General features: G+C 34.0%; 17 protein-coding genes. 5 read left to right on the top strand and 12 right to left on the bottom strand.

Annotation, left to right across the window (positions count from 1 at the left end; all coding sequences use genetic code 11):
* Positions 1-283 precede the first annotated feature (283 nt).
* From VB796_RS20615 to VB796_RS20605, 3 genes are read left to right on the top strand one after another with little or no spacing between them, the layout of a single operon-like run.
* The gene (locus tag VB796_RS20615; RefSeq protein ID WP_323348473.1) at positions 284-487 is read left to right on the top strand and encodes a helix-turn-helix domain-containing protein; all 204 of its coding nucleotides are present in this window, start codon (positions 284-286) and stop codon (positions 485-487) included.
* 17 nt (positions 488-504) lie between these two features.
* Positions 505-831 (top strand): HipA N-terminal domain-containing protein, encoded by a 327-nt coding sequence (locus tag VB796_RS20610; RefSeq protein ID WP_323348472.1) that lies wholly within the window; start codon positions 505-507, stop codon positions 829-831.
* Positions 828-1,826: a HipA domain-containing protein gene (locus VB796_RS20605; RefSeq protein ID WP_323348471.1), complete on the top strand. Its 999-nt coding sequence runs from the start codon at positions 828-830 to the stop codon at positions 1,824-1,826. The genes VB796_RS20610 and VB796_RS20605 overlap by 4 nt, the downstream gene beginning before the upstream one ends.
* A gap of 39 nt (positions 1,827-1,865) precedes the next feature.
* Here VB796_RS20605 and VB796_RS20600 read toward each other — a convergent pair whose 3' ends face one another.
* The 6 genes from VB796_RS20600 to VB796_RS20575 all read right to left on the bottom strand — a co-directional run bounded on the left by VB796_RS20600 (position 1,866) and on the right by VB796_RS20575 (position 13,582).
* Positions 1,866-3,224, bottom strand: a complete 1,359-nt coding sequence (locus VB796_RS20600) for a replication initiation protein (protein ID WP_323348470.1) — start codon at positions 3,222-3,224, stop codon at positions 1,866-1,868.
* A gap of 610 nt (positions 3,225-3,834) precedes the next feature.
* On the bottom strand, positions 3,835-5,043 hold the full coding sequence (locus VB796_RS20595) for a hypothetical protein (RefSeq protein WP_323348469.1): 1,209 nt from the start codon (positions 5,041-5,043) through the stop codon (positions 3,835-3,837).
* An 18-nt stretch (positions 5,044-5,061) separates the two neighbouring features.
* Entirely contained in the window at positions 5,062-6,009 is a 948-nt protein-coding gene (locus tag VB796_RS20590; RefSeq protein ID WP_323348468.1) for a ParA family protein, read from the bottom strand.
* 397 nt (positions 6,010-6,406) lie between these two features.
* Positions 6,407-8,830, bottom strand: coding sequence for an alpha-L-rhamnosidase C-terminal domain-containing protein (locus VB796_RS20585; protein ID WP_323348467.1), 2,424 nt, complete (start codon positions 8,828-8,830; stop codon positions 6,407-6,409).
* Between the two features lie 238 nt (positions 8,831-9,068).
* A complete protein-coding gene (locus tag VB796_RS20580; RefSeq protein WP_323348466.1) occupies positions 9,069-10,544 on the bottom strand; it encodes a RagB/SusD family nutrient uptake outer membrane protein in 1,476 nt (491 codons plus the stop codon).
* Between the two features lie 11 nt (positions 10,545-10,555).
* Positions 10,556-13,582 carry a TonB-dependent receptor gene (locus VB796_RS20575; protein ID WP_323348465.1) on the bottom strand — a complete coding sequence of 1,009 codons (3,027 nt, stop codon included), beginning with the start codon at positions 13,580-13,582 and terminating at the stop codon, positions 10,556-10,558.
* 317 nt (positions 13,583-13,899) lie between these two features.
* On the opposite strand from VB796_RS20575, the gene VB796_RS20570 reads away from it, so the two are divergent.
* Together VB796_RS20570 and VB796_RS20565 are read left to right on the top strand one after the other, a co-directional pair.
* Positions 13,900-16,761: a triple tyrosine motif-containing protein gene (locus VB796_RS20570; protein ID WP_323348464.1), complete on the top strand. Its 2,862-nt coding sequence runs from the start codon at positions 13,900-13,902 to the stop codon at positions 16,759-16,761.
* A gap of 483 nt (positions 16,762-17,244) precedes the next feature.
* Positions 17,245-17,973: an NUDIX hydrolase gene (locus VB796_RS20565; protein ID WP_323348463.1), complete on the top strand. Its 729-nt coding sequence runs from the start codon at positions 17,245-17,247 to the stop codon at positions 17,971-17,973.
* Between the two features lie 504 nt (positions 17,974-18,477).
* Here VB796_RS20565 and VB796_RS20560 read toward each other — a convergent pair.
* The 6 genes from VB796_RS20560 to VB796_RS20535 form a co-directional block, all read right to left on the bottom strand.
* Positions 18,478-20,901: a TonB-dependent receptor domain-containing protein gene (locus VB796_RS20560; protein WP_323348462.1), complete on the bottom strand. Its 2,424-nt coding sequence runs from the start codon at positions 20,899-20,901 to the stop codon at positions 18,478-18,480.
* A 5-nt stretch (positions 20,902-20,906) separates the two neighbouring features.
* Positions 20,907-22,259, bottom strand: coding sequence for an HTTM domain-containing protein (locus VB796_RS20555; protein ID WP_323348461.1), 1,353 nt, complete (start codon positions 22,257-22,259; stop codon positions 20,907-20,909).
* Complete coding sequence (locus tag VB796_RS20550; protein WP_323348460.1) at positions 22,246-23,370, bottom strand: imelysin family protein; 1,125 nt, start codon at positions 23,368-23,370, stop codon at positions 22,246-22,248. Before VB796_RS20550 ends, VB796_RS20555 begins: the two co-directional genes overlap by 14 nt.
* Positions 23,371-23,382: 12 nt before the next feature.
* Positions 23,383-23,871, bottom strand: a complete 489-nt coding sequence (locus VB796_RS20545) for a transcriptional repressor (protein ID WP_323348459.1) — start codon at positions 23,869-23,871, stop codon at positions 23,383-23,385.
* 1 nt (position 23,872) lies between these two features.
* Positions 23,873-25,279, bottom strand: a complete 1,407-nt coding sequence (locus VB796_RS20540) for a di-heme oxidoredictase family protein (protein WP_323348458.1) — start codon at positions 25,277-25,279, stop codon at positions 23,873-23,875.
* An 81-nt stretch (positions 25,280-25,360) separates the two neighbouring features.
* Positions 25,361-25,606: an imelysin family protein gene (locus VB796_RS20535; RefSeq protein ID WP_323348517.1), complete on the bottom strand. Its 246-nt coding sequence runs from the start codon at positions 25,604-25,606 to the stop codon at positions 25,361-25,363.
* Between the last annotated feature and the right edge of the window lie 130 nt (positions 25,607-25,736).

Genomic DNA, 25,736 nt, shown 5'->3' with positions numbered 1-25,736 from the left:
CACTCAAAATACAAAAAGACGAATCACTTCTTATTGAAGGTGGTTCGTTTTTTATTGGTGTATTGGCTACACACATGGGGCTATATTTACGAAGAAGCGAGCAGTCGGAAGTAATTGAGCATTTGGAAATAAATGTATAATTATTACAGGAAAAACGGAAAGTATAAGCAGATTTTTACTCAAAAAGGTGCTATATAAAGCACTTTTTTGAAAATATTATGACCAATCTACTTGAAATTCTCCATAAAGTGCCATATATTGCCCTTATTTAATAATCTTTCTCATGAATTTAGCACAAGAACTCCGAATCAGGCGAGAACAATTGGGCGTTACCCAAGAATATTTAGCTAATTTATCGGGTGTAGGACTTCGAACTATCAAAACTTTCGAGAGCGGTAAAGCTAATCCACGACTCGAAACTCTCACAAAATTATCCGAAGTTTTGGGGATGGAATTGGTATGGACTATTCTTAAAACTGGTTTATAAGAATTACAAAACTTAAAATGAGACAATTAGCCGTGTATAGAAATAATATTTTAGCTGGTATTCTTACAGAAGAAAGCCGACAAGATTATCATTTTAAATATGAAGATAATTATTTTTTATCTTCTGATTGTCAGCCTATTAGTCTAACATTTCCTAAAATTCAACAGGTATTTCAAAGTACATTTTTATTCCCTTTTTTCTACAATATGTTAAGTGAGGGTGTCAACCGAAAACTACAATGTTTACTTTTGAAAATTGACGAAAATGATAATTTTGGACTTTTGGCAAAGACATCACAATTTGATACTATTGGGGCAATTACCGTAAGACCGTTACCATTATGATAGATTTAAGATACTGCCCAAGCACCTTGGTAGAAGGCTTTTCTACATACAGTCCAGCCTGTTTGCGAAAAGTATTCCGCAATAAAAAAGTGAGTCATATTTTGCCCTATCCCAAACCGCAAACCAATGATGAAATGGAAGAATTGTTTATTGAAAACAGGAAACGAATTTCAATTTCTGGCGTGCAAGAGAAATTAAGTTTAATCTTAGAAAAAAATCAATTGAGGCTTACCAAAGAAAACGAACAAGGAGAATATATCTTAAAACCCATTCCACGTGATTTAAAAAAAATAGACCAAGTGCCTGCCAATGAACACCTTACAATGCAAATTGCTTGGCAAGTGTACGGAATCAATACCGCAAATAATGCCATGATTTTCTTTAAAGATGGCACACCTGCATACATCACTAAACGCTTTGACCTAAAAGAAGACGGGACAAAATGGGGCGTAGAAGACTTTGCAAGTTTGGCAGGAAAAACGAAAGATAATTTTGGCATAAACTATAAATATGAATTCAGTTATGAAGAAGTGGGAGAACTCATAAAATTATACGTGCCAACATGGAGAATTGAATTGGAAAAATATTTCACTTTGCTGATTTTCAATTACTTATTTAGCAATGGAGATGCTCATTTAAAGAATTTCTCATTGATGGAAACTCAGAAAGGGGATTATGTATTAAGTCCCGCTTATGACCTTATCAATACTCGCTTACACGTTGATGATACCGATTTTGCCTTAAATAAAGGGCTTTTTAAAGACGATTTTCGTTCAAAACGACAAGAAATTTCGGGTCATGTCCATCAAGATGATTTTATAGAATTAGGAAAAAGATTAGGTATGAATGAATTAAGAATTGGTATATTATTAGCTCCATTTTTGAGTAAACACCCATTGGTAGAAACACTCATTAGTCATTCTTTTTTGACGGATGCCAATAAAAGGGCTTATTTACAGATGATTAGTGAAAAGCGTAATTTTTTGAACAAGTAATGATTTTCTTTATCATAGTTATATTTTAAAATATACCAATTAGCCTATCCATCCCAATTCTCGTAATTGTTGTTTAATGTTTTTTTCATGAGCCCAATATTTACTATCTAAATCCAAAAATAATTGAGGATACGCTTCCTTGACTTTCGTATTTATGATAGCAATTAGTGTTACTCTTTGCAGATTTTCTTCCAAACTAATGTTTCCGTCATAATGTGGACTCAACTGGATATACTCCAACACACGTTTATTCTCTTTTTCATTTTTCAATAAAAACTCATTGATAATTTGATTTTGCGTTTCATAATAGAAAATTTTCAAATCTTCCAATTCTTTCATTTTATCCTTGATACTTTTCTCTGAGATTTTAGTGTTTTTATTGGCGGTTATTTTAGTTGGGTTTTTCTCATCCGTGATGGTGAAAAGGGTATCTTGAAGCATCAATTTTTGAAGATACCCCATTGGATTTTTGATGTCTTTCCCCTTTGCTAATTGCTTTAATAATATATTGACCCTTTCTACAATATATTCATGGCTGTATTTAGCAAACCAATCATTTATGGTTGTTTGATTAACGCCAGGGAATTCTTTGACAAGGTTATATATTTCTACATTACTTGAATTTTCATCAAAAACTTTTGTTAAAATTGGGGTTAATAATTTCCGCTCTTCAACAATTGTTTTATTTGATTTAATAGTAAAAATAATTGACTGAATTGCTCTTCCCTTTTTAACTTCCTCAAAAGTAAATCTAATATCTGTATAGGTGGCTAAATCCTCTTGAGCCTTCATGATGATTCTTTGTTTGAAGTTTGCATAAAGGGGATATTTGTCCATTACAGCAAGTGTTTCTTTTAAATCATCTACGGAAAAAGTTCTTTTCCCTATCTTCTCATATTGTTTTAGAAGCTCATAAATTCTTACAGAGTATGAACTTTGGAGTTGTAACACATTTCTTACATCATACATCAAAAACTGTGTCTGTAATTGTAGCAGAAATGGCTTCATTTTTGGATGAAATGATATATCGAGATAACTTCCTTGTGTTCTACTGGTAAAGCTGTCTAAACCAACTGCAATATGAGTCAGAAACTCCTTTTCTCCCTCTTCTGTATCACGAATAATTTTGATTTCTTTTTTCATCAATTTCACCGCTCCATCTTTTAACAATTTGTAGGATTGTTTGTCTGCCGCTAAATTAAAATCATCAATAACTTCTTTGAGATATATCCTATATTCTTTAAAATCTTCGTCACTGGGTAGAATCATTGTTAACATTTTGGTAAAAACACGCATTTCCCAAATATCAAAACGATATTTTCCTTCAACTAAATTATTTGCTTTGCGAACTAATTTAACTGATTGAACTCGACTTGCTGTATTTTTCTTTTCACTCATTTTATCCGAAGTAGTTAATTTATTGATACCTAAATTTGTTATAGAAAACCCTAAATATGGTATATTTAACCCTAATTATGGTATAGTAAACCCTATTAATGTTATAAAAAACCCTAAATTTGTTATGTTTAACCCTAAATTTGTTATAATTATGCTTGTAAAGTGCTGTTTAACAATTAGATAGCACGCTTGAAAATACATAAAATACAAAAAAGTAATAAAAAACAACAACAGAAAATAAATTAATTACTAAAAATAATAGTCTTTAATCTCATCCTTGCTAATGACACTCTTATTTCTAAATTATTGATAATGAATTTAAAATATACAATCTGCTTCACCCTAAATTTGTTATAATAAGCATTTGCCATCCCTAATTTTGTTATAGTAATAGTCTCAATAGAACGATTTATTATACTTTGACACTTACATATTCGTTCAAAATTAGTTTATAGGTTGACTATGTGGCAATAATCTGATTAATAATAGCTAAATCCCCCATTTTTACACCTACTTATCGTTTTTATTTATTGATTTTGAGAAGCCTATTTCATCCCTATTTTTGTTATAGTATTTGTGTAACTAACTGATAAATAGTAGATTAAGTTATTTATAAAGCCTGCACAATTCCCAAATTCACTGCTTGAAAAATGGATACTCTATCAGTGAAACTTTCATCAATTATTATATCGTCAGAAAAACCTCTAAGCTTTTTCCAAACATCAACTAAGCCATTATTGATGATGAACGCCCCTTTTATTTCAACAGTAACATCCGAATCAGAGGCATTTTTTAACCCTTTTTTGACTTTTTTTAACAGACTGTCTCTCGATTCAGCATTTTTGTATTCGAATGTTACTGATTCTGGAGTCTCAACAGTATCCTTTGAATTGGCATTAGATAATAAAGTAGAAATTTTTTCTAAAGAATCAATTAATTCTACCGAATTTTCTAAATGAGCCAGTTGTTGAATTTCTGATTTCTTGGCTTTGAGTTTACCAGATAAAATATCTTTTTTCAAATCAGGTGTGAGTAAGTTTAAACCTTCTGCAAATTCTGCATCACGCTTTATTGTTTTCTCACTAACATTATATTGCTTGGAAAGTCTTGCGGATGTAGATTCTTTTTTTGCCACTGACCCATAAGGGACATTTTGACCCTTATGGGTCAATGCTAAATCTTCATTAGTTTCGGACAATCCATAAGGGACATTTTGACCCTTATGGGTCAATGCTAAATCTTCATTAGTTTCGGACAATTCATAAGGGACATTTTGACCCTTATGGGTCAATGCTAAATCTTCATTAGTTTCGGACAATCCATAAGGGACATTTTGACCCTTATGGTCGATTCGTTCATATTTACCTTTACTTAGCTTTTCAGTATTATATCTTAATCCTCTTAAATAAGATGCTTGTTCAGGTATTAGGTTTCGCCTACCTAATTGATTATCAATCATATAGTCTCTTACTTCCTTTAGAGAATTAAAAGAGATTAGATGAATTTTGAAGTTTAATTTATGTTTTAGACATATCCCATAACGGTTGTGTCCATCAACTAAAATATAAAGGGCTGAGGATTCCGTAGAAGTTGGTTCAACGATATTTGTTGTTGTTTGCCAGATTAACAGGGCTTCCCGACAACCTTCTGCCAAGATATTTTTCTCTAATTGATTGATTTCTTCTTCTTGGAGCGGCGGAATCAAATCACGAAGTTCATCAAGAATCGTAATTTGTTGTTTAATAGCTTCATGATTTAGAAGGCTTTGGTCTTTGATAATTGATGTACCACCAAAATTACCCATATATTTTTTTTGCATATTCTTAGATTTTATGGGTTAATAATTAGAACTAAATTCTTTTGCTAAATTCATATAATCGGTTGCTCCGTTAGAATTTGTATCATAATCAAAAATATTGATTTGTGAAATTTGAGACTCCTTTAAGGCAACGTTTATTCTGATTTGGGTTTTATAAATTCTAAAATTGTTCAAAGATTGATTGACATATTCAATCATATCTCGGTGTACTTTTAGGCGTTTATCAACCATCGTTAAAACAATTCCCTCAACCACTAAATCAGGATTGATTCTTTCTCTAACTTGAGAAATTCTCTCAAATAAATTATTTACTCCTTTCATGGCAGATACTTCTGGTTGAAGCGTTACTAAACAGCCATTTGAAGCAACCAAAGCCGAATTTGTAAAAATATTAAGGGCTGGAGGACAGTCAATTAGTATATAATCGTAGAGTTCTCGGAGTGGATTCAATTTGTTTTTTAATTGATTTACACCGCCGACAGCTTGTACAAGTTCCAAATCTGCATACGCTAATTCTAAATCACTGGGCGATAAATGATAATTTTCATCAATAGCAACTACGGGCAAATCCTCATTTTTTAAAAGTGCATTTACTACTTGTTTTTCAGGATTATCAATGCCAAGCGATTGAGATAAATTTCCCTGAGAGTCCATATCTACCAACAAAACTTTAAATCCTAATTTTGTCAGAGCTTTTCCAAGATTAATGGTTGTAGTTGTTTTTCCTACTCCACCTTTATGATTAACAATTGATATTACTCTTGCTTTTTTATATTGAGCTTCGTTGTATCCATACTTTGTTAAAATTGGATATAATGCGTTGAGATGCTTAGTATTTAAGATTCTGTCACCACCAAGAGCTTTTGCTAAAGTGCTGTTTGGCAGTCCTGCTTCTTTTTCGAGAATAGAAATTGATAATGCTGGATTTCTTCTGAGAAATAGAATTGTTTTGTCGTGCGATATCATTTTTTTATTATTTATGTCTCAAATTTAGGATAAATAATATATAATGTCAATATATTTGGACAAATTATTCATTTTCTGCGGGTTATAAATTTCGGAACAATATCCTTAAGAATACAACTTGTAAATTCAGACAAAAATTATGGATGTTTTTTAAATTTTGACCCCGATACAGAATATCGCTAAATAGCGTAAATTTTAAACTCACATTTTTAATTTACGTCAAATATGTATAAACTATAACAAATTTAGGGGATGATTTAGGCGTTTATTTACTTGTAATTCCACTCTCTTTCAAAGAATAGCAGTGCCTTTAGGATAGCTTTTACCTATTGAAACCTTTAATATCTACATGATTCGAGCCAAAAGTAAAGATGAGTTTATACAATAAGGATTCAACTTAACGAAGAATTTTATTTTCTCCCTCCTTTAATCTAATAGTTTTTCCCTTCCAAACTAACGTTCCAGTTATCTTTTGAGGCAGATTAATTTCTATTTTCCATTTACCTTTTTCTAATTTGTAACTGGTTGATATTGTGCCTTTTGGGTGAGGAATACTTCCTCCAATATCCGTTATTTGTCCTAAATGAGGGATTATTTTTACTTTTGAAAAGCCAATACCATCACTATCTATACCGAGTATTGTTCTATAAAATTCAATGTTCGGACTTGCTCCCCATGCGTGACAGTCGGAGCGAGTGGTGGCGGCATCGGTATCTTCTGCCCAAGTCGTTAAGCCCATTGCTATATGATTTCGCCAGATGTTTAACCACGATAAATAGTCATTTCCATAGCCTGCTTTTGTTAAAGCTGAATGCACATAATATTTGAAATAAATGGAGGCTTCTTGTAATGAATGGTCGTTAATTAATTTTCCACCCAGTTCTTTTGCATCTCGCTCATTAACAATTCCTGCTAAAATAGCCATAGCGTTTGCGTGTTGCGAAAATATATTTTTCTCAGGTGTATCCGCAAAAAGCCCTTTATTAGCATCCCAATAACGATTACGAATCATCGTTTTCAATGCTTCCGATTTCGCAAAATAGGTATCACTTAATTCTTTTACTCCAAGTGATTTTTCAAGGTCAGTGGCATATTGATATGCTAAAAGTAGCTGAAGGTCAAGAAGAGCTGAGTTTCCATTTTTCCCAATAGGTGGCATTCCTCTATTCCATTTAGCAACCCAATCGACAAAAAACCAATTAGGCAGATTTTTAATAGAACCATCCGTATCACGAAAACCTTCAAAATAATCTAAAATTTGGCGAGTACCTCCCAATTTATTTTTTACAAAATCAGTGTCTTTGCCATATCTCATATAGTCATGTAACATTCCGATATACCAGAGCGAAAATGTTGGGATAATTTGCTGATTCACAGTCGGATAACGACTGGAAGTTAAGCCTTCTGGTTTTCGTGAATTATTCATTAAATTCAACGCATTCTTCACTAAACGGTCGTCTCCCGAGTTGTATAAGGTTACCATCGCTTGAATACGAGTATCGCCAATATATTGTAACTGTTCATAATAAGGACAATCCATATAGGTTTCATTCGCACAAAGTCGGGCAGTACGCCAGCCAATATCCAAGATTTGTTTCATTTCCGAATTACCAGAAATTAGGTTTGCTTTTCTTTCAAAAGGATAGCCAGTAAAAGTGCTATACAGGTCATTTATTTGAAGTGGAGTATCGTTAGTTTCTATTTCCAAAGAAACAAATCTAAAAGTACGATATGCCAAACTGTTAAATTCTTGTTGGTCAGACCCATCAGAAATGATAATATCTTTGCGTCCTATTATGGATTTTTCTTCAATTTCATTTCGCTTTCCTTTATCTTTTTGTCCAAATAAGGCTTCTGCATAAGTCAAGCGAATAATGGCATTTTTTCCACCGCTAAACAATATTGTCGGGTAGGCATTGGTTAATTCTACTTGGTCTAAAAGTATGTTAATTTTGGTATTAGCAGGAATTTCTAAGTTACCATTCTTCAAAAAATCATTGGAAATAGTTATCCCTTCAACTTTAGCTATTTTTTGAAAACGCTGTTTTGTTAGTTCCATTTGAGGAAGAAAAGAAGGCACTAATCGCCAAGCATTTCCACCATCCAAACCAACGGTTTTTTTAGGAATACCAGGGCTAATTTGTTGTGCATTTACCCAATTATTATCGTTAAAAATTGGTTTTTCCCATTGTTTGATGTGATTCGACATGGTTACTTTTTCACCTGCACCCGCTACATAATATCCCTTTGCGGTTGTTTTTTCAAAAGGTAAATTGGGTGCGTAACTATTCACTAACACAGGTTCGTAGCTTTTATCTTGAATGCACTTCCATGATTTATCCGTATTGAGAACTTGACTGTTATTATTACTACCTTGAATAATCAAGCCTGTTTGGTTGGTAATTTGAAATTCTGGTCTAAATTCTGCTTCATTCCATACTTTTACGGCAATCGTATTGCTGCCACTTTTTAGGTAAGTTGCAAGGTCGATACTATCAAAATTCCAATTGAATAAATCACTTTTAGCAGGGCCTGTGCCTACTAAAAGACCATTTACATAGAGTTTATATCTATTGTCTGCCGAAATATAGATAGGAAAAGAAGATACTTTTGAATCCAACTCAACTGTCTTTCTGAAAAGGTAAATACCATATTTTGAACCGTCAGTATTAGGCACTGTAATCCATTTTGCAGACCACATTTTTTGAATATATTCCGTTTTTATTTCCTGAGCAATAGCCTGATTTTCAAGAAATAATACCGCAAAGAACATAATTGTTTTTAGGTATTTATATGACATGGCACTGATATTTAATTTCATTATTATATGATTTTAGTAATTCCAATTCCTTATTAGGAATAAATTATTTGACATTATGTTTGGCGTATGCTATACGCCAATGTTTTGACAATTTTGGCGTATGCTATACGCCACTACAAATCAATGACATTAATATTATTAAATAATTTATTCTTGGTACATATTACAAATAAAAAGCGAATCAAACGATTCGCTTTTTATTAATTTTCCATTTTTCAATCTTAAAGTATTGTCCCAATTAATAACCCGTATTTTGAGTTAAATTCTTATTAAGTTGACGGTCTTGTTCTGGAATTGGAAATATAAACTGGTGTTTATCAGCAGCCATTGTATAACCTAAAGATTTCCCAAAAGAATCTTTTTGATTATTCATTATTTCCACCACATTGACAATTCCATTTTTATCTGCACGTTTTAAATCGTTCCAACGAGTACACTCAAATACTAACTCCAATCTTCTTTCATTCAATACTGCCAAAGCTACCTCATTTTTTGTTTTAGCTGTTGTATTGGGTAAACCCGCTCTTTTTTTGATTTGATTTAATAAATTTATTGCAGCATCAAGGTTTCCTAATTGAACATTGGCTTCAGCAGCTAACAACATGATGTCTGCCAATCTCACAATTACAATGTTATCATCACTTGCAAAACCATTTGGGTCAGGATATTTAAACATAAAAGGTATTGCTTTTGAAGCATCCCAAGCATTGGCTGGCATATTGAAACTTGCCGTAGTAACTGCAAAATTGATAGTTGCCTTATATCTCGCACCGTTATCGCCTGCCGCAGCAAAAGCATCAACCAATGCTTTTGAAGCAATATTTCTTTTAGGAAATTTAAAATCTGAATCTACAAAAATATCGAATCCAAAGAAATTATAAGGAGTTCCCCCACCTGGTACTTGAATTTCAAAAATGGATTCTGTGGTGTTTTTGTTTTTATTACTCCACAATTTCCCAAAATCTGAAACTAACGAATAAGTATTGCTACTGATAACTTTATTGGCGTAAACCAAACTATTGGCATAATCACCCATTTGGGCATACGTTTTGGCTAAATACGCCTGAGCAACTCCTTTCGTTGCTCTACCATATTGATTATTATACGGCTTAAGTGGCAAATTACTTTCAGCATAAACCAAATCTTTGATAATTTGTGCATATACTTCTTGTTCTGTATTGCGAGTTGGGTAATAATTTCCGCCTTGTGAAATTGAAGTAATAATTGGCACTCCGCCAAATTGAGTAACTAATTCGTAATAATTCAAGGCTCTCAAAAAAGAGGCTTCTGCCAATATTTGTTCTTTACGAGTTGTACCACTCCATTTTGAATCTACAATTGACGGAACGTCTGACAAAACTGCATTGGCTGCTGAGATATGAGAAAATAAATCGGTATAACATCCTTGAATAACACCATTTGAAGCATCAAATTTAAAGTTTTCAATCAGCCATTCTTGAGGATTATCCCCATTTACATAATGATTGTCGTTAATGCCCTCCGTGATGTAATAGCGGTTGTACTGAAAGTAACCATTCGTTGCCAATCTACTATAAGCTCCAGTGAGTTCATTTTCAGCATCTTGTGCCGTTGTTAACGTTCCCGAAACTAAACTTGAAACGGGTTTTAAATCTAAAAAGTCTGATTTACAAGAACCCAGCAATGCCAATAGCACTACAAAAGCCATTGATTTTATGTTAAAAAATATTTTCATATTAATGTTGATTATAATTGAATGTTAAGACCTAAAGTAAATGTTTTGGCAGCAGGATATGTTCCTCTGTCGATACCAAGAGATAAAAGAGAAACGGCACTACCAGTATTTGATGCTTGGTTGTTTGTCCCTTGCCCATACGCATTTACCTCAGGATAGTACCCCGAATAGTTGGTAAGTGTCAATAAGTTTTGAGCTGTAAAATATACCTTTACTCCGCTTAGACCTAATTTTGTAACGAACTGATTAGCTAAATCATAGCCTAAGGTTAGGTTACGTAAACGAACAAAAGAACCGTCTTCAACAAAATGAGATGAAATAAGGTTTTGTTGTTTTGCAGCTTCTGCGGCATTTGCACCTCTATTACCCAATGCTCTTGGAATATCGGTTACATCGCCCACTTTTTGCCATCTGCGTAATACGGCGGTACTTTGGTTGGTAAATCCAGACATAGCTTCTGTTTCCATACGCAATGAATTATAAATATCATTTCCTTGCGTTCCATCAATTAATAATGAAAGACTCAAATTTTTGTACTTGAAATTATTTGAGAAACCAAACGTGTATTTTGGCAAAGCACTACCAATTTGCTCTAATTTATCTCCATAAATTAAATTACCCGTTTGAGGGTTAACACCACTTGTTTTATAGCCCCAAAAAGTACCCAAAGGATAATTATTTTTGATAATTTGGGTATAAAGTGGCACACGGCTACCAGCTACTTGCACTGCACCAGTTTGAAAAGAAATATTCTCGTCAATACCTTCTACATTATTTTTATTGAATGAAATGTTGAAGTTTGAATTCCATTCAAAATCTGTTTTATTGATAATATTAGCATCCAACGAAACCTCAATTCCTTTATTGATATTAAAACCTGGCAAATTTAAAGCCGTTAATGCTCCACCAGTTGTTAATGGTAATTGCTGTGTAAAGATTAAGTCTTCTACTTTTTTGTGATAGTAATCAACCGTTAAAGTCAAGTTATTTTTAAGGAAACTTACATCAAATCCTAAATTGGTTTGAATAGCAGACTCCCATTTCAAATCACTATTTCCTAATTGATTAGAAGGACTCACGCCCGAAGATGCCGCACCACCATTGTAGGCATACGGAGCTCCAGCGTTCAACAAACTATAAGACGGATACAACAAGGTATATGGCGGTAAATTACCTGTTTTACCCCAACCTGCACGAATTTTTACGTTTTGAGCCCACGTGATATTCTCCATGAATGTCTCATTAGATATTTTCCAGCCTAAAGAGAAAGCAGGGAAACTACCCCATCTTTGATTTTGTCCGACTCTCGAAGAACCATCTTGTCTGAAAGTTACCGTGGCTAAATAGCGATTATCAAACGCATAATTTAATCTTCCAAAATAAGAGTTAGTAGTCCATTCGTAATTACCTGTATTTACGGTATAATTAGAGCTTGCAGCATTTAAGGTCTTCACGACATTAGAACCAAATCCTTGTGCTGACTGAAACGAATTGAAGATGGTTTCTTTTAAAGCTGCCGTACCAAGAATTACATCGAAAGAGTGCGTACCAACTACTTTTTTCCAGTTTAAGGTATTATCTAAACCCCATCTAAAGACTTCGTTGTATAAACTGTTGGCAGCTCCACGTGTAGGAATACCCACTAAACTTGCAAAAGGGTCTTGAAAATAATCTCGCTTTGTGTTGTTTAGTACCCCATTGAGTTGACTTTTAAATTTAATGTTGAAAGGAAGGGCAATTTCAATAAAAGCATTTCCCAAAAGATTATTTTCAACAGTTGAATTTTGGCTATTATAAAGGTTTGAAATAGGGTTTTCGCCCGAATACAAATTACTTGTTCCATAAAGGCCAGGGTAGGGAGAACCTGCTCCGTAAAAAATAGGTACATATTGTGGAGTTACTAAGGCACTGGTAATTACTCCTCCGAAGTTGGCAGATACGTTATCCGTAATACTTGTTTGATTCGTTCTATTATAATTTAAACCACCACCAATTTTTAAATAATCCGTAGCATTTTGTTCAACACTTAATTTGGCAGAATAGCGGTCAAAATTTGAGTTTTTAACTATTCCTGCTTGCGTTAAATAGCCCGCTCCAAAATAGTATTTACCTTTTTCTGAACCGCCAGATGTTCCCACATTGATACCAGTCTGAGGTGCGTCTCTGTAAATTAAATCTTGCCAGTTATTATTAGTATTTTGTACATCATAATACGGAGCAATTGCCAAGGGAGAACCGCCAATTTCAGCTTGTAAGGCTAAAAACTCTGTATTGTTAAGCACAGGAAGTTTTTTTACTACTTGTTGAATGGCAGTATAAAAGCTAATTTCAGTCAAAGGTTTTCCCTTTGTTCCTTGCTTCGTAGTTACAATAACTACCCCATTGGTAGAACCTGCTGCTCCATAAATACCTGCGGCAGAAGCGTCCTTCAAGACGTTGATAGATTCAATCGTGTTTGGATTAATTGCTTTTAAGTTTGGAGTGATAACCCCATCGACTACGTACAAAGGTTCGCCACCATTTGGCGAGCCAATACCACGAACTCGAACCGATAATTCAGCCCCTGGCGAACCTGAACCACTTAATACTTGAATTCCAGGTGATTTTCCCGTAATGGCATCAGCCGCATTTACGATGGGTCTGCTGGCAATATCCCCTACTTTTACCGCAGCAATGGCAGAAGTAATATCTTGCTTTTTCTGACTACCATACCCAATTACCACGATTTCTTTTAAATCTTGAGACGATAGCTCAAGGGTAGCATTTATTTCGTTTTTACCATTAATTGGTATTGACAAGGTAGTGTAACCAACAAAACTAATTACCAAAGTTCCGTTAGTTGGAGCCGAAATTTCATACTTCCCATCTACACCCGATGTAGTTCCTTTGCTCGTTCCGATAATTGCTATTGTTGCTCCTTGCTTGGGTAATCCTTTTTCATCAAATATTTTTCCCTTAATGGTTAGATTTTGTGTTTGACCACAAAGAGGAAGAAATATTGAAAGTAAACATAAAATAAGTAAATTTTTGACTTTCATTTTTCTTAGATTTTTTTAAATTAATTAAATATGAAAGTCCAATATTAGTGTAAGTATTTTGCTTGTAGGTGTTTTCACTACTTTACAAAAACACATCATTTACAAAATATTTATATTACAAAAACACATCAAGATAAATGTAACTAATTGATTTTTAGGATTATTATTCGTCAAAATGATTGGTTTGAAATTTGTCAATAACGTAAAATATCTATTATCAGCTTAACTTCACTCAATGAAAGATGATAAGTTCGTTTTAGTTAAAAATTAAAGCAATGATTTTGAAATTATATTATTCTAATATTAGCCATAAGTTCATGAGCATAATCTTGATGTTCATCATGAGCTTATGCTCGGCTAATTTATTTGCACAAAATCAGCAAATAGGACTTCCAGAAATCAGGAACTATAATAGACTCAACTACAAAGCAGATCCGCAGAATTGGGATATTAATCAAGATAAAAATGGGAATATCTATTTTGCGAATAACAAAGGATTAATTCAATTTGATGGCTCAACGTGGAGAAAATACAGCTTGCCAAATGGTGGGTTAATCAGGTCTTTCAAAATTGATGGTTCAGGAAATATTTTTGTAGGAGGAATTAACGAATTTGGTTACTTCAAGCCTAAGGCAAATGGGCGAATGGACTATTTTTCCCTTGCTAAATATCTTCCCAATAACATCTATAAGCAAACGGATATTGTTTGGAAAATTCATCTTCATGAAGGGGCTATATTTTTTCAATCCTTTGCTAATGTCTATATTTTCCGAAACCATACGTTAAAAATCGTCAATGCTCCAAGTAGATTTCAGTTTTCGTATCAGGTAAACAATCGTTTGTATTTTCAAGACCATAAAATGGGGCTATTGGAGTATCGTAATGATAAAATGGTTGTTTTACCAGCAACTAACGTATTTAATAATGGTGAAATCTGGGGAATAATCCCTTTCCCAAACACGAACAAACTACTAATTTCTACCTTGAATGACGGACTTTATATATATGATTTCAAAAAAGTAAGTGCTTGGAATACCGAAGTAAATGGTTTTATAAAAAAATATGGTTCATTGGGAGGTGTTTTCTTAAAAAACAAATTTATTATCAATACTCCCACTAATGGAATCATAAAATGCGATACCACAGGGAAAATCATTCAACACATTAATCTAAAAAATGGACTCCAAAACAATGTTGTCCTCAATTCTTTTGTGGACAGTAAGTGTAACCTTTGGTTAGGATTAGGAAATGGGATTGCATTTTTGAATGAAAACGCTGCTTTTACTCATTTAGGAGGTTATTATAACCTCAGTAGTGTTTATGCTTCTACTATTTTCAAAGAACATATATACGCTGCCACAGATGAAGGGCTTTTTTATCATTCTTTAAAAGGAAATATAAAAGACAGCCCGTTTCAATTGGTAGAAGGTACATCGGGGCAAAACTGGAATGTTCAAGTAATTGATAATCAGCTATTTTGTGGAAGTAGCAAAGGTGCTTTTCTAATCAATGACGGACGAATTGTACAGACAATTGACACAAAGGGATATTTAGGATTTAAAAAGATTCCTAATCGCCCCAATACCTTGATTGGCTCAATTTATAGTGGTTTTAGCATTCTTGAAAAAACAGGAAATCGTTGGGTATTTAAGCATAAAATCAAAGGCGTTTATGTTTACCCTTTCTCCTTTGAAGTGGATAATAAGTATCTCTGGTATAAGAAAGACGATTCTATTTATCAAATGGAATTTAGTGAAGATTTAAAGACGTTTAAAAGTGTAAAAAACTTTTACCAATTATCTGCGAAAGATAAAGGAATAGGCAGTGTTCAATTGTTGAGAGATACCGTATATTTTCAAACTAACAACCACTTTTATTACTACTCACCAGTTAAAAATACCTTTGTCGAGGATACAAAATATACACATCTTTTTAAAAGTATTCCTTCGGTAAATGCCATAAAACAAGATAGTTTAGGGAATATTTGGTATGTATTCAAACAGTCATTGGGAGTGTTATTAAAATCAAAAGGTGATTCATATAAAAATGTTATTGCTCCATTTTCTAATCTGACCAATAATTTGGTAACCAATCATTTTTCAATTAATATTTCCAATAAAAACAATGTTTTTGTGGGATTGACAGACGGTTTGGCATTTTTTGATATGAAGCAAATGAATAATTATGATAGCAAGCCAATTGCTATGATTAGAAGTTTTTCTTATCCAGAATTGTCTTATATTTTGAGAAATGGACAAAAAGAATTAGCTGTTTACAACATTCCCTATAAATCAAATCAAGTAGTGTTTACCTTTTCATCACCCACTTATAATAATCTTGAAAACGTTGAATTTTCTTATAAATTAGAAGGCTTTGATGCACAATGGAGTAATTGGTCAAATGCTTATACAAAGGAATACACGAATTTAAGAGAAGGTACTTACAAGATGACCGTAAAAGTCCGAAATAGCTACGGAATTCAGTCAAAAGAAAAAACTTTTACCTTTAAAGTTGCCCCACCTTGGTATCGTCATGCGGTAGCTTATTTTGCTTATATCATGCTTTCATTAATGACGATATATATTATACGTATAAGAATTGAAGCAAAAATTAGAAGAAATAAATACTTTGAATTGATTGAACAAAGGAAAATATATTTAGAAAAAGAAGCGAAGATTCGACAGGAACAGTTTGAATTAGAACAAGAAATTGTAAGACTGAATAATGAAAAATTGAAAGCAAAAATTTTATTTAAGGATAAAGAATTGGTCAATAACTCTTTGCAAGTGGTTAAGAAAAATAAGATTTTAAATGATATTATCACAAAACTTAAAAATATCGAGATTGATACTGTTGAAGAATCCGTTAAAATGCAATTTATCAAGTTGAACAAATCTATCGTGAAAGAGGTAAATTCGGATAAAAGCTGGAAAAATTTAGAAAACCATATAAAAAATGTTCATTATGATTTTCTAAAACGATTAAAAGAAAAATATCCAACAATTTCCCCAAGAGAGCTTGATTTATCTACTTACCTGCTCATCAATATGTCCACTAAAGAAATAGCCGAGTTAATGAATATCACTCCAGAAGGCGTTGAATTGGCACGTTACCGATTAAGGAAAAAATTGGGTCTTCATCGGAAAGACAATCTAATTAGCTTTTTGATGGATATTTAAGCCAAATTTGGTCTTAACAATTCATCAAAAAAAGTGGTAGAAATTATAAATTTTCCTGCTGAATTGTAAAAATGGATTTTTAACCTGCTGACTCTGATTATTGAATGCAAGGGTACTTTACAAGTTATTCTTACCATTCGTTTAGGTCTGAGATGGGATTTTTGAGCAGAATTTAAACCAAACATGAAGATAAATATTTCCAAGAAACCATAAGAAACCCTTGACATCATTTTTGTTTTTTACCAATCAAAAGGATAATGCGATTCAAATAATACTTGCTTTTTTCATTTTTTTGTAGCGGTTTCATCAACACGCTGTTAAATTCTAATGATAATTTCATGACAATGGTAAACAGTTTTCTTTATTGGTTATTAAAAAAGACAATACGGTTTAGTGTTATTTTATATTTGATTATTCATAAAAAATCGTGATATTTAACTGGCGAGACGGTGTAACTTTGTAGAAATATTTTCAAAAAAATAAATGAGTAGATACAACGAACAAAACGTTATTCAACAGCTTGCGATAGACTGTGTGATTTTTGGGTATCAAGATAAAGAACTTAAAGTATTAATCTCCAAATTATACTTTAAGGGTGATTTCTACTCGTTACCAAGTGGATACATTTTTCAGAATGAGGGCGTAGATGAGGCTGCACACAGAATTTTACAGGAACGAACAGGTATTTCTAATATCTATTTAGAACACTTCAAAAACTTTGGTCAAGCTGAAAGAAGTAACAAAGTATTTCTTGAAAGTGTTATTGCACAAAATCAAAAGCACTTCGCCGAAGAAGTAAATTTAACAAAAGAAGATTTTGATTTTCTTTCGAATAGATTTATTTCATTGGCATATTATGCGTTAGTAGATATCAATAAAGTTACGCCCACAAAAACACAAATAGATGAGTCATTGGAATGGTACAGTATCAAAGCGATACCTCAAATGATGATGGATCATCATGAAATGATTGAAAAAGCATTAAAATCTTTACGGTTAAACTTAGATACCAATATTATCGTCTTGAATCTGCTTCCTGAAACCTTTATTATGAAAGAAGTCCAAGACCTTTACGAGACAATTTTTGAAAATACCTACGCCCGAAACAATTTTCAAAAGAAAATTTTGGAGTTAAATGTTTTAGAGCGACTCGAAAAGAAATTCACAGGAGCCTCAAATAAAGCACCGTATTTATATCGGTTTAAAAAGTAAACTTACAATCCCTAAGCGGTCATAAATAACCACTTGGGGATTTTTGTAGAAATGAAAATGTAATTTTTCATTTTTAACTGAATAATTCTTTGACAAAAATATAGAGCAAAAAAACTATTGTTCAATCATACGCTAAAAGTGTTCTTAAGGTAGCGTTTGCTTTTTGAAGATGATTATAAACAGATTGGGTATTTGGGCTACAATCACATTCGTAATTTCTTTGAGACTTTTACCGTAAAAAATTTCAAGAAAAGTGCTTCTTTTTATGTAACATAGAAATGCGAACCAATTTGAACTCCCTCTGTCTGAGTTTATTTTAAACGCAATACTCATTTAGACCACAGATTGAACAGATTTTACAGATTTACACTGGGATACACAGTCAGATAAAATAAAGAAAAATCAGCGAAAATCAGTATAATTTGTTCAATCCGTGGTCTATCGTTTGTCCTGTGATAAACCTAAACCCTTTATTCATTCCGATTTAATTTTCAAGAAATTCTGTTACAATTTCAAACCCACCGTCAAGGCAATACTTCTTGCATCGGCAGGAATAATTCCTGGACCTGGAAACCCTAAGGCTCGACGAGTAAAATAATGATTATTGGTTAAGTTGTTGATACTTAATCCAATATCAATTTTATTAAGGTTGTAATTTGCCGTTAAATCCATGAGCCAATACATCGGGATTTCACCTACTAAACCATCTGCTGTTTGGGGCGAATTGTAGGCATCGGTAAATTGCTGACTGGTGCGAGCAAATTGTACGGTTGTTCTGAATGTTTTTCGCTGAAAAGTTAAGCCTGTTCTGATGATAGTTTTGGGAGCATATTCTACTTGTTTTCCTACAATTAGGGTCTTTAATAATGGGTTAATAGCCTCGGTATAAGCGGCATCGGTATAAGCAAAACTTCCAAAAAGCGATACTTCATTTTTAGGATTTTGACGGGCTATTTTCGAGAAATTTAGCTCGCCGAATGTCTCTACTCCAATACTCCGAGAACGTCCCACATTGGTACGATACCTAACTACTTCGAGTCCATCGGCTGAGGCAATTCTAATGATGCCGATACGATTGTTATAGTCTAAGTAATAGGCACTTACATCATAATTTAGCCAATGTTTATAGTTCCCCCTAAAGCCTAAATCTGCATTAAATCCTGTCACATCTTTCAAATTTGGGTCAACCTGAAAATTGGGTGTTCTTACCAAAATATCTGAATAATTGACAGGGCTATAATTTTGCGAAATATTAAAGTATAGTTCTGATTGTGAATTGATTGCATAATTTACACCAATGCCAAACAAAGGAAATTGACGAATGTTTTGTTGTTTTCCTACAAAGGTTTGGTTCGTCACTTCATCATAACTATATCCGTCAGAATTAGAATTGATATATTCGTAACGTACACCTGGTGTAATGCTTATTTTTTCATTTAACCACCATACATTTTCCAGAAAAATAGCAGCGTTGTAAGACGGAAAACGATAATCAAATTCGTCTAATTTTTTTGGATTGGGGAAATTAAAATTAGCATCATTTGCTTTAAATCCTGTACCTTGCTGACGTTGTGTATTGCCTTGATAATAACGCAAACCCACTAAAAATGAAGCCTTTTTACCAAATAAAGCATAACGGTGCAATAAACGGGCTTCCGTTCCAAAATTATTGTAATTATCGTACGTTAATTGGCGACGTTGGGTTGAGTCTGTTCGGTCTTTGATAGGATTAATAATATTGCCAATCGAGCCTCTTTCAGCAATTAAACCATACGCCCGAATATTAAATTTTGTTCGCTCATCTACCTGATAATCAAGGGTAACAACAGGGACATTCCATTTGGCTTGAAACCAATTTCGATTGCGGTAACTTGCCTGTGGATTCTTATTAAATTGCGTGTCGGTTAGTCCCCCAGGTTGTTGCATAAGGTATGACATCGAAGTTAATTCTGCTCCAATTTTCAATTTTTCGCTCAATTGATATGCCAAAGAAGCATAACCCGTATTGACGTTAAAATTGGTATTTTGTCGCCAGCCGTCTCCTTGTTTATGGGTAAAAAAAGCGTAATAATTTAACTTGCCAATTTGTCCCCCAACGGAATTAAAGGAGTTAAAAAGCCCGTAACTTCCGCCTGTTTGTCGGCTTACAAATTCGATTTTTTTATCAGGATTTCCTTTCTTGAACTGAAAATTTAGTAAACCGCCAAATTGCGTTCCGTATTGCAAAGAGGCCGCTCCACGCACAATTTCTATGCGGTCAATTGCTTCGGTAGGAGGTGTGTAATAGCTTTCTGGATAGCCAATTGGGTCGGCAGAAATATCGTAACCATTTTGGCGAGTATTAAACTCGGTGGTTCGGTTGGGATTTAAACCCCGAGTAGCAATGCCCAATTGAACTCCTGCAGCATCATTTTCTACAATATTCACGCCTGGTACTTTGGCATAAATTTGTCGGGCGTTGTTGGTAGCTAAATTAGCATTGATTCCACCCAAAACGACTACTTCGTTTTTCTTGCCTGCATAGATTGCCATATTTTCAACATCATTCAATCTTCGTAAGCCATTTTGGTCATTTCGTTTGCCCGATACACTTACTTCATTTAAGGCTTTACTATCTGATTCTAACTTTATATTGTATGTCAGTAGTTGACCTTTTGTAAGTGTAACTTTTTGTTTATCAGTAATATAGCCAATAGATGAAATGATTAGCGTATATTTGCCAGCGTTATGTTGAAGCATGAATTTTCCTGCAACATTGGCAACTGTCCCTTTCCCAGATTCATCGATACGAACGCTGGCAAAAGGGATAATTTGCCCTGTTTTATCGGTAATATTTCCTGTTATGGTAGCCGTTTGGGCATTAGCATTGGCAGTAAAAATTACCAAAAAAATGCTCCATAAGACGATTGATTTTTCGTAATGTTTCATGTAAATTAGTTCAATTGATTCACCCAAGTTTTGGGATAAAATCCTTCTTTTTCTTTAACTAAATCTATATTTGGATTGATTAATAATTGACTTCCTCTTCCATTCAAAGATGCGTAACATTCTGCTCTGACTTCGGTTTCTCCAATGCCATTTTCAAGATAATATTGATGTAAATAATGAGCAAATTGAAGAATCATATCGGGTTGAAAACTCATTTGTCGGGCTTGAATTTTGGTTAAAAAATCATTTGGTTTTACGCTAAATTCTTCGCCTGTTTTTTTGATTTTTATATGATATTCAAGGCTGGCATTTTTTTCCATTAACATAATATTCCATGAAAAACGGAAGCCTTGTTCATGCCATAATACATTTCCTTGATACAAATACGACCTGAATGGAATTAGGCATTGTATAAGGAAGAACAGCATTATTAACTTCCCGAAATAATGCGTTTGATTATCAGAAACTTGTATTGTTGATTGAGACTTTCTAATAAAAATGCTTAAAATCCGTTCATGAAAATCAGAAGGAAAAAATATCAAAGCCGTAAAAATCATCATCCAAGGAAACATTCCTATATAAAAAAGAAAATGTGTCAATAAATGGAAGATTACAATGACGATATAAATAGGTAAGCGAGTTTTGCGAAAACTGAGTAGAAAAGGAGCTGATAAATCAAACATCATGGCAAGCCAACTGAGGGTAAAAGCCACCCATTTTTCAGTCAATAAATGTCCGACAATTGGTAGATGTTCGTTTGCAGAAAGCCAAATTCTGAGGGGTTGAGCCGTAAATAGCCAATCGTATCTAAGTTTCGCTATTCCGCCAAAAAAATACACCATTCCCACTTGAACACGTAATGCCCAAAGCATACAGTTTTGAGTGTATGTGTTTGATAATAAGAATGATAGGTATTTTTTAAGACGATTGTCCAACGAAAAATGATGATTCATCGGGAGGAAACACATTAAAAAAGCCAATAAGCTAACTTGGTAATAATGATTGAGATAGACGCTTTTATCTAATAATTCAACGTAGGTAAACAGGATAAAAAACGCAACAATTGCAAAACGATAAAAAAGCCCCGTTGTGATGAGAATACTCAGGAAAACTAAGCCATAAAATACCCAATAAATATATGGCTCGGGTAAAGGTCGAACCCAATCGAAGCCGTAAAAGGTAAAGAAAAATTGCGGTTGTACATAAAAATCTGTTATCCAGCCTTTCAAGATAAACCGCAATTCTGCCACCAAAAGGAGTAGTCCAAAAACAATTCTAAAAAAGGCGAATGAACTACCAATATTTGTAGAAGTTGACTGCCTAAAGCTGACTGCTGAAAGCCACTTAATCTCCGTCATTATCACTAAAAGTTAATAAAACGCCCAAATTATTAATCATATCAACTTCCATCATTACTTGCAAACGTTTGATTTCGTCATAAGCGGCTTGGACTTCTGCCTTGTTATTAACTACGGCAATCGGCAAGGTAGTTGGGATGGCATTTAGCTTGGTATAGACAACGGCAAATTGGTTTTTAATTTTCTTTGAAAGCAGTTCGTCGCCCGATTTAGCTTCTAATTTATCCAATAAATCATCCAAACCGATGCCATCTACTCCAGCGGGAGATTTTCCTAAAAAAGCATTTTCAATACCTTTTAACTCGCTCATTGCTAATGCGATAGAGCTTCCACTTAAAAAAGCTTCTGCTAAATCTGGCTGAGGAGTGCCACTATTTCGGTTTCCTTTTGGCACGCCAATACGCTCATCTCTTACGGTATAAATGAGGTCAATAATTTTGTTTGACAACACACCTAACGAAGAATTAATATCTCGGCTATCTGCACTGATAAATGTTGTAACGTACTTGTTTTTCCATTCATCGACAATCGTTTTTGCTTGATTTTTCAAGTTTACAGACAAAGCCTTTAAATAGGCGGTTCGTTTTACACCCGTACTTCCTGTGTAAGTTGCAATGATTGTTGCATTGACTTTCGCTTTGTCAAAAAGCAAATATTCAAGGGTATGAATTCCTTTTACGGTAGCCCCTTTACTTTCGATATAGGCATTGTCAATGGTTGTGGCATTAGCAATTGTTTTTTCTAAAAGTGTAACATTTAGATAAGCTCCGTTAGCAGAAAAATCAATGGTTGATAATAAAAATTGGTCTTCAATGGGGCCTTGTTTAAACACCGAAGCCTGTTTCCAAGCCTTTGCCATTTCAACCCATGCCACTTGTGCGGTTACCAATTTTTGTTCATTTTTTATATCGGCAGTGTAAGCGTTTACTGCTAAGACAAATGCGTCTGATTTTTGATAAAATGCTTCAAAAGAAGGAATTATGACACTATTTCCAAGATTTGTAAGCATTGATTTGCGGTCAAAACTTTCAAATGTATTGGTTGGTTCTTCTGTTTTGGCACAAGCCCAAATACCTAATAGGACTGTAATTAAGATGATTATTTTTTTCATTGTTAACAATTTTTACAAATTTAACTCATTTTTATCGTCAATCTCCGACTTATTTACACAACCTGCTTTTTTACATTTGCTATAAAAAGTAAGCGAATGATACATTATTTCACAATCAAAAACTTCATTCACCATGTTTTGAATAGCTTGTAGGCGAGGGTCACAAAACTCCCGTATTTGTTTACAATCCAAGCAAAATAAATGGTCGTGTTGTTTTCGCCCATAGGCTTTTTCATAGCGTGCCGCCACTCCTTTATCAAATTGGTGTTTTAACACTAAGCCACATTCTTCCAACATTTCTAAGGTATTATAAACCGTCCCACGACTAACGGGATAGTTTTTATCGTGCATGGCAAAATATAGCTCGTCAGCTCCAAAATGGTCATTACGCCCATATATTTCTTCTAAAATGGCAAAACGTTCATTCGTTTTTCTGTATCCTTTTTGTTCAAGAAATTGGGACAAATGTTGTGTAATAACTTTTAAAATTTCTTGTGCCATTTTATAAAGAATCAATAAATTTTAACACGCTCTCTCGTTCGGTTTTAGATAATTTCATATACGCATTTTTGGCGTTCATAGCTTCGCCACCATGCCATAAAATCGCCTCTTCTACATTTCTGGCTCGTCCATCGTGAAGCATATAGGTATGTTTATTCACTGTTTTTTGTAAACCAATACCCCAAAGTGGGGCAGTTCTCCATTCTACGCCAGTTGCCTCAAAATCTGGACGATTATCAGCCAAGTCTTTGCCCATGTCATGAAGCAGTAGGTCTGAATAAGGTCTGATAATTTGCTTGGCCACATACTTTGGCGAATCATAGTCAGAGGTTTCCATTTTTAAGAGATGGCAACCCGAGCAATTGGCTTTGATAAATAATTGTTTACCCGTTAAAACATCCGCATCTTTCCAATTTCTACGGGCAGGTACCGCCAATGCTTTAATATAGAAAACGACCTTTTGTAAGGTTGTTTCATCAATCTCGGGTGTTCCTCCTTTGGGTAAACTCCCATATTTTTGTTGCTGAAAATCGGTCAATCCTTCTTTTGGAAATAAATTGGAGGTAATCCCAATATCCCCATTAAAAGCCCCTGCTGTTTGCTGTTCTACATTGGGTTGATTAGCTTTCCAACCTAATTTTCCGATGCTTTTTTTCTTGTTTTTTTCGTCCCAAACGTAATTGGCTCTTCCCGAAATTCCGTCTCCATTCGCATCATTTTCATCAGCATTAGCTAAAATGGTTTTCTCAGAAACGGCATCTAACAAACCCATTCCAATCATAGAAGGGGCGATTCTTGGTGAAATCATCGTGCCATTTAACGTTCCATAATTCAGATTTGTGAATTTATAAGTGGGTTTTCGTAAACTGTAAGTTGTACCATCTGGATATTTCCCTGCAATTTCTTCATAAGTTACTGATACTTCTCCTTCAACATCTACATTAGGAATACTTCTCGGATTGAATTGACCTCCGTAATGGGGGTCATCTTTGGGTTCGCCGTGGATGCCCTGCCCTTGAACCGAAAGGCGGAAAAGCATTGCCTGACTCAGACTTACTCCATCACTTTGAAAAGGATTGCCTTTGCCATCCAAGGCATGACAACTGGCACAAGATGCCGCATTTAATAAAGGACCTAAGCCATCACGAGCAGCAGTAGAAGAAGGAGCAATTACCCAATTATTACGGTTAAAAGAATTACCAATCACAAATTTATCTGTTTCATCAGAAGTTAGATTTATGAGTGGATTGCCAAAAGCATTAAAGGTTTCATCAAAAACGGTTCCCTCTCTACCACCTGAAAACTCTTCGTCAGTTTCCTGCGGTGTTATCGGGTCAGAGTTATTTTTACAAGCATAGATACTTACTAAGCAGAGCGTAATTCCACCGATGATTATCAATTTATTCATATCTTTCATTTAATCCAAAAACTAAAATAGCGTAACGAGTTACCCGTTACGCCGTAATATTTTATGATGATATACCTGAATTTAGTTATTCTCAGGAACATTCAAGCTAATTCCTAACTCTTTGGCAACTAATACCAACTGGTCACTTTGTTCTCTGAGCGATTTAATAGCTGCTTGAACCGTCGTTTTTGATGTTAAAATGGCTTGGTCAAATGGTTTAGGAATGGCATTGATATTGGTTGTGGCGGCATCTAACTTCGCAATCATGGCAGTATTTTGAGTGCTACTTTTTGCTTTTACCAAATCATCAAATCCTGCTCCATCAATAGTAGTACCATCAATGTCGTTTAGTTAAGAAAAAATGACTGGTTTGATGAAGTGGTTTAATTGTATTTATTTTGTAGGAAAATGTCTGACCTCCTTACGACTTTTCCTTCGATTACCGCATCCATTTCAA

Source organism: Arcicella sp. LKC2W, assembly GCF_034931005.1.
In the GTDB taxonomy this organism is placed as follows: Bacteria; Bacteroidota; Bacteroidia; order Cytophagales; family Spirosomataceae; genus Arcicella.
The sequence above is the reverse complement of the archived record's forward strand: the minus strand, read 5'-3'. Positions and strand labels throughout refer to the sequence as shown.